The organism is Streptomyces sp. CO7 (genome assembly GCF_053474865.1).
Genome location: NZ_JBRIOU010000002.1, coordinates 1,350,167 through 1,352,779, shown reverse-complemented (window position 1 = coordinate 1,352,779; position 2,613 = coordinate 1,350,167). Strand labels below are relative to the sequence as shown.

Here is a 2,613-nt window from a genome sequence, read left to right as displayed (position 1 = left end):
GTCACCTGCGGCGCGGTTCCCGGCGCGGTCGCCCGCGGGGGGTTTCGCGGCCGAGCCCGGCAGGAGGGCGGGCAGGTCCCAGTCGCGGGCCACCTCCTCGGTGCCGGTCCCGGAGCGCGCCGGGCCGGTCCGCACGCTCCCCGGAGTGAGGGAGAAGCGCGGGGCGGGCGCCGGCTGGACGATGCCTGAGTGCTCGACGAAGGTCGCCCGGGCGGCGAGGTGCGGGTGGTGCGGGGCCTCGCGCAGTGAGAGGACGGGGGCCACGCAGGCGTCGGACTCCTCGAAGACGGCCGCCCACGCGTCGCGGTCGCGGGTCGCGAAGCGCGCGGCGACGGCCTCCCGCAGGGCGGGCCAGCGGGACAGGTCGACGTGCGCGTCCTTGAATTCCGGCAGGCCCAGCAGGTCGAGGAAGCGGGCGTAGAACTGCGGCTCCAGGGCGCCGACCGCGATGTGACCGCCGTCGGCGCAGGCGTACACGCCGTAGTAGGGGCAGCCCCCGTCGAGCAGGTTGGCCCCGCGGCGGTCCTGCCACTGTCCGCCGGCGAGCATGCCGTGGATCAGCGCGGACAGGTGGGCCGCGCCGTCGACGATGGCGGCGTCGACCACCTGTCCGGCGCCGGTGGCGCGGGCGTGGTGCAGGGCGGCGAGCACGCCGGTGACCAGGTACAGGGAGCCGCCGGCGAAGTCCCCGAGCAGGTTCACCGGGACGACCGGGGGCCGGCCGGCCTCGCCGATCATGCCGAGGACACCGGTGGGCGCGAGGTAGGAGATGTCGTGGCCGGCCCGGTCGGCGAGCGGACCGTCCTGGCCCCAACCGGTCATCCGGCCGTAGACCAGGCGCGGATTGCGGGCGTGGCACGCCTCGGGGCCCACTCCGAGGCGTTCGGCGACGCCCGGGCGGTAACCCTCGATCAGGATGTCGGCCCGTTCGGCCAGGTCGAGGACGCGTTCGGCGCCCTCGGGCGACTTGAGGTCGAGCACCACCGACCGCTTGTTGCGGTGGGTGACGTCGTACCGGGGGTCGGGGGCGACGGCGATGCCGCCCGGCCGGTCGACCCGGACCACGTCGGCGCCGAGGTCGCCCAGCAGCATGGCGGCGAACGGGCCGGGGCCGATGCCCGCCAGTTCCAGCACGCGCACGCCGTCCAGCGGTCCTCGCGGACCGCCCGCCCCGGGGCCGTCTCCCGGGCTTCGTGGCGCGTTCGCCACCGTCATCGGAGCCCCCACTGTTCGCGGCGCGCGGTCCCGGTGCGACCCCGGCCTGCATGTGACACAACTGATGTAACACCGGTGATGCTACGAAGGTGGGGAGCACCGCACAAGAGCCTGGAAAGCAAGCGCTCAGTCGGATGCCGGTCGATCCGGGTCACCGGATCGGTCACGGGCGCGCCAGGGCCTCCTCGAGCGCCCTGCGGCACAGGGCGTCGGCGTGCCGGGTGGTCTCGGGCAGGCGGTAGCGGGGGGTCAGCGCCAGGGTGTGGGCGCAGGCGTTGTCCAGGGAGATCCGGTGGCCGGCCGAGACGAAGACCGGCTTCACGCCCGCGCGGGTGCGCAGCGCCCGGCCGACCTCCTCCCCGTCCAGGAGCAGCGGGGTGTGGTCGCCGCGGCCGGGGCCGGGCGGGTCGGCGGCGAGGACGAAGGGGTTCTTGGCGACGCCGACGGTGGGCAGTCCGGTGAGCACCCCCACGTGGCAGGCGAGGCCGAAGCGCCGGGGGTGGGCGAGACCGTAGCCGTCGCAGACCACCAGGCCGGGCGGGCCGGGCAGGGCCTCCAGGGCGGCCAGGACGGCGGGGACCTCGCGGAAGGCGAGGAGGCCGGGGACGTACGGGAAGGCGACCGGCCCGACGGCGACGGCGCGGCCGGTCACCTCGAGGGTGGCCGCGTCCAGGGTGACCGCGGCGGCCGCGACCACCCCGCGCCCGTCGTCGTAGGCCACGTCGACGCCGGTGACGGGGCCGGTCCCCGGGGGCGGCCCCTCCTCGCCGAGGAGGAGCCGCGCGCGCAGCTCCTCCTGGACGGCCAGGGCGGCCTCCTCGCTGGTGGGCCAGCTCTCGGGAACTCCTGCGGTGGCCGCGGTGACGGCCTGGGTGTAGGTCACGGCCGAAGAGACTACGGCCCCTCGGCGGTCACTTGCCCAGGGCCTTGCGCAGCTGCTCCTTGTTCATGTCGGAGCGGCCCTGGACGTTCTTCTTCCGCGCCTCCTGGTAGAGCTGGTCGTACGTCGGCCCCTGCGAGCCGCTGCCGGAGCGCTGCCCTCCCCGTTTCCCGGACGACATGTCCTCGGTGGAGGCGCGGCTCGCGGTCCTCGACTCGCCGGAGCGGGCGCGTTCCTTGTTGACGGTGCGTGCGGCGATCTCCTCGGCGCGGTCGGTGGAGGCGCCGCGGGACTTCTCGCTCTCCTTGATGTGCTCGTACTGCCTCTCCCGCTTGGGGCTGGAACCACGGGGCATGGTCACGCACTCCTTCATGTCGGCATGTCGGGAATCTGCGGAGACAGGACGGATACCCATGTTCCGTGCGGTCATGGAGGGGCGCCGTGCGGCGGCGACCGGACGGCGCGACGGCGCAGGGCGCATGGGAACGCCGATGCGGGGGACGAGTCCTGGAGATGCC

Annotated in this window: 3 protein-coding genes; all 3 read right to left on the bottom strand. The window is 75.0% G+C overall.

Annotated features, from left to right (window positions below):
• The coding region (locus ACOV8S_RS08150; protein ID WP_448316996.1) for a CaiB/BaiF CoA transferase family protein at window positions 1-1,215 on the bottom strand (1,215 nt) is incomplete at its 3' end.
• 163 nt (window positions 1,216-1,378) lie between these two features.
• Window positions 1,379-2,098, bottom strand: a complete 720-nt coding sequence (locus tag ACOV8S_RS08145; protein WP_448316995.1) for an endonuclease V — start codon at window positions 2,096-2,098, stop codon at window positions 1,379-1,381.
• A 28-nt stretch (window positions 2,099-2,126) separates the two neighbouring features.
• The gene (locus ACOV8S_RS08140) at window positions 2,127-2,450 is read right to left on the bottom strand and encodes a plasmid stabilization protein (RefSeq protein ID WP_448316994.1); all 324 of its coding nucleotides are present in this window, start codon (window positions 2,448-2,450) and stop codon (window positions 2,127-2,129) included.
• Window positions 2,451-2,613: the final 163 nt, after the last annotated feature.